The organism is Eudoraea sp. (assembly GCF_049669105.1).
Lineage (GTDB): Bacteria > Bacteroidota > Bacteroidia > Flavobacteriales > Flavobacteriaceae > Eudoraea.
In genome coordinates, this window is sequence record NZ_JBATKE010000242.1 from 1 (window position 1) to 3903 (window position 3903).

The window sequence follows — 3903 nt, forward strand, 5'->3', positions numbered from 1 at the left end:
ACAATAGATAACATAATGGTGGCCTGCTTATGGCTAAAACCAAGGCTCAATAAACGATGGTGGATATGATTCCTATCTGCATCAAAAGGGCTTCGTCTATCTTTAGCCCGGATTATAAAAACCCGGAGCGTATCCAATAAAGGAAAAGATAAAACCGCCAATAGCAGTACAGGTCCGTTTGAAATAGTAAAAGTGGAAGCTTCGCTTAAATTCAATTCCAGAAACCGAATCCCCTGATAAGCCAATAAATAGCCGATAACCATAGAGCCCGAATCTCCCATAAATAATTTTTGGGTAGCGGACAGATTATAGCGTAAAAATGCACTAATGGCCCCAATTAAAGTAAAAGAAACCAATACCATCAGAAAATCATTATTTAAAAGAAAGAACAAGCCGAATGAAAAGCTCGCAATTATTCCTACGGCCCCCGCCAATCCATCAATTCCATCAATAAGGTTAAACGCATTGATTACCAAAATAAATACAAAAACGGTAAACAGTACAGACACCAGATAAGGAAGTTCGCCAATCCCCAGAAGCCCTTCAAAACTGGTAATTCTTACATCGGTCAGGAAAATAACTATGGACGTGGAAATAAGCTGTCCAAGAAATTTCTTCCTGGCCGCCAGGGCAATAAGGTCATCTTTGATTCCCAAAAAAACAAGGATGATGGTAGCGAGTATAAGGGACAAAAGTTTAACCAGGTCCGGGCGTTCCAGACCTACCAGTATTCCAAATAGTAGAAGAGATACCGCAAATGCTACAAACATTCCAACGCCGCCTAAGGTTGGGGTTTTTGTTGAATGCGCACTACGATCCCCGGGCTCGTCCATAAGGTTCTTTACACGAACCGTATAAATAATTACCGGAATAATTCTATTGGCCAGCACAAATGCCAGTAACCCTCCCAAAAAGGCCAGTATGTAGGGGTTCAACATAAAATCGTAGAAATACGTCATAGTGGGGTATAAGGTAATTTCTTTTAAAATTTAAGGCGTTTGTACTATTTAATCAATTAGTATTAGGTTGTGGGAACTTTTATGTCTGTTATTTATCTGTGATTTGAAATCTTTCCTGCATTATAAATGAAGTCGTAGATTCCTACATTCGAAAAATAGAAAAAAAATTATTGTAAGTCAGACAAATTCTAACCTTTTATACACAATTTATCAAAAGGTTATTTTTCGAAATTAATTCCACTAAAATGACAAAATATAAGTAGCGAAACTGTGAATTTAACAATGCCCCAAAAAGTAGGTATTGATAAAAATCGAGGCCTTTACAGTTGTCATAAGACCCACTTATACAACTATTTGCACCATTTGTACAATTCCTGGGCAGGCATGGAATTTTCTTATTTATTTTAAATTCTTAATTAGTAACCTTAAGAAAGCACTTATGAAAACTCAATTGCCTTGCTTGTTAATTGCATTATTTTCTGTTGGACTTCACGCTCAAAATACCCTGAGCGGTAACCTAAATGGATGGGAACCTGCCAGTGCCGAAATCATAACCGGAATGAATGCACCCATACAAATTGGAGCCATAGCCGAGAACGGAGAGTTTACCATTGAACTTACTAAAGATTTTGTTGAAAAAACACTTCAGGGGATTGATGGCTTTAATGAAAATTCAGATGCCTGGAAAAGCAGTCTTTCTACCATTGAGAAAGCCTTTGCCTGCAATTCTGAAACCGTTGCGCTTGAAAATGCGGATCAACCTATTTTGAGTGTGTCTAATTTAGGAAATTACGGGCTTGCAAATATCGAGGATCGGAAAATGTATGGATCCTTTATGATTGTTAATAATAAAGATTTTGCCGAAGGCTTTCGCGCCTTTGGTAAATATGAAAACAAAAAAGGGTATTACCTGGATTGGTATTATTTTGAAAAAGCTGCCACGGTAAAGGGCGAGTGCAGTATGGAATCTTATGCGCTTAACCAGGAAGAATCTTATATAGGCAAAAATATATATGACCTCAACTTTAAACCGGGATGGAATATTGTTAAATACGAGGTTTTGGAACTGTTTGAAGACCGGGATGGAAAAACCTATGAGGCATTGGTTTTATGGGAAACGTTGGATGAAATGCCTGCTGACGTTCAATATATTTATTTCGCTAAATAAAAAAACAGGATTTCCTATATTAAATGTGATGGAAGATCACTGACCCTGCTGCAGCCCAATTGCTCCATTACCTGCTGAAGTTGGGTTTGTAGCAATGAAATGGTATGGGCTCCTCCTTCTTTGCCCAGTGCAGAAACTCCATACATAAAAGAGCGGCCCATAAAGGTAAAAGCTGCCCCACTGGCCAACGCCCGTGCTACATCCGGGCCAGAACGAATGCCACTATCCATCATTACGGTAATCTGATCGCCGTACTTTTTTGCAATCCGGGTCATAGGTTTTATGGTAGATTCGCCTGCATCTAATTGCCGGCCTCCGTGGTTTGAAACAATAATACCGTCCAGGCCCAGCTTTAGGGCCTTTTCTGCATCGGCTTCGGTAGCAACTCCTTTTAACACGATTTTGCCCTTCCACATATCCCTTATGGGTGCAATTTTCTCTTCATTCATCCGCTTGGAAAACATCTTATCCATAAATAAACCCAAATGTTTCAGGTTGAGGTTTTTGGGCATATAAGGCCTTAAAGTTTCAAAATTGGGTTGCCCGTGTTTTAAGGTTTGTAATGCCCAGTTTGGTTTTCCCAGGATTTGCAACACATTATTAAGCGTCATTTTTGGAGGCATAGACAGGCCATTCCGAATCTCTTTTGGCCTGAACCCAAAAGTAGGCACATCGCAAAGTAAGACCAGTACCGGGCAGGCTGCAGCTTCTGCCCTCGCCAGGATATTATCGCGCACCGAATTCTCCGCAGGGTGATAAAGCTGAAACCAGGCACGACCTTCTGTGAGCTCGCTGGCACGTTCTATACTCATAGTGGTCACCGTGCTCAGCACAAAGGGAATATTATAGTCCAGCGAAGCTTTTGCGAGTATTTCAGAGGCATTGGGCCACATCAATCCCTGAAGACCTACCGGCGCAATCCCGAATGGGGCGCTGTACGTATGTCCAAAAAGTTCAGTTTCCATGTTGAACCCCTTATACTCACTTAAATAATCGGGTTTTAACTCTACTTCCCGGATCTTTGAGGTGTTTTTTCGCAGGTTCACCTCTTCGTTGCAACCCCCATCCAGGTAATCAAAGGCAAATCCGGGGATACGTCTTTTTGCCCTTTCCCTGAGGTCTTCAATAGAAGGGTATCTGGAATTGAACTTTATCGCTTTTTTATTTCTCATTTATATTATATGAACTACTAAAATTAAAGGGAATAGAAATTTACTGCGTTTTGCCCCATGATTCCTGCTCTTTCATGGTCTGATAATTTACTGATATAATCCCTGACTATGGTTATCACTTCCTTATAACTTCCTCCCAGTAAGCATACCGGCCAGTCCGATCCATAAAGAAGACGTTGCCATCCAAAAGCATCCAGCACTACTTCCATAAAAGGGGAAAAATCTTCCTGCCGCCATTTAAAATTTTTTGTTTCGGTCACCATTCCTGAAACTTTACAACTTACATTAGGGTTTAATCCCAATTCCTTGATGTGGTGCACCCATTGGTTGTCCAAGCCTTCAGAGATCCGCGGCTTGGCGATATGGTCCAGCATAAATTTCTGATCCGGAAAAGCCCTGGCCAATAGCACAGCTGCAGCTAACTGATTAGGATATACTAAAATATCATAAGTTAAACCAAATTGGGCCAAATGCCCGATGCCATTTTGAAAATCTTTTCGTAGCATAAATTCAGGATCCGGTTCTTCCTGTACAATATGCCTTATCCCTTTAAGTTTTTTATCCTGTGAAAAATGCGCTAATCTCTTATCTACATCATCCGCTC

At 40.5% G+C, this 3903-nt stretch carries 4 protein-coding genes; 1 reads left to right on the forward strand and 3 read right to left on the reverse strand.

Annotated elements, in window-relative coordinates:
* A partial coding sequence (locus tag WBM60_RS17115) for an MraY family glycosyltransferase (protein ID WP_424283395.1) occupies window positions 1-959 on the reverse strand: 959 nt, incomplete at its 3' end.
* A 439-nt stretch (window positions 960-1398) separates the two neighbouring features.
* Between WBM60_RS17115 and WBM60_RS17120 the strand changes: the two genes are divergently transcribed.
* Window positions 1399-2127, forward strand: coding sequence for a hypothetical protein (locus WBM60_RS17120; RefSeq protein WP_424283396.1), 729 nt, complete (start codon window positions 1399-1401; stop codon window positions 2125-2127).
* 14 nt (window positions 2128-2141) lie between these two features.
* Here the strand turns inward: WBM60_RS17120 and WBM60_RS17125 are convergent, their stop codons facing one another.
* Both WBM60_RS17125 and WBM60_RS17130 read right to left on the reverse strand, forming a co-directional pair.
* The gene (locus WBM60_RS17125) at window positions 2142-3299 is read right to left on the reverse strand and encodes an alpha-hydroxy acid oxidase (RefSeq protein WP_424283397.1); all 1158 of its coding nucleotides are present in this window, start codon (window positions 3297-3299) and stop codon (window positions 2142-2144) included.
* A 23-nt stretch (window positions 3300-3322) separates the two neighbouring features.
* A partial coding sequence (locus WBM60_RS17130) for an amidohydrolase family protein (protein WP_424283398.1) occupies window positions 3323-3903 on the reverse strand: 581 nt, incomplete at its 5' end.

What these genes read in the sequence shown, in the direction of transcription:
- WBM60_RS17120 (WP_424283396.1), top strand. Translation starts at nt 1,399, where the DNA reads ATGAAAACTCAATTGCCTTGCTTGTTAATTGCATTATTTTCTGTTGGA.
- WBM60_RS17125 (WP_424283397.1), bottom strand. Translation starts at nt 3,299, where the DNA reads ATGAGAAATAAAAAAGCGATAAAGTTCAATTCCAGATACCCTTCTATT.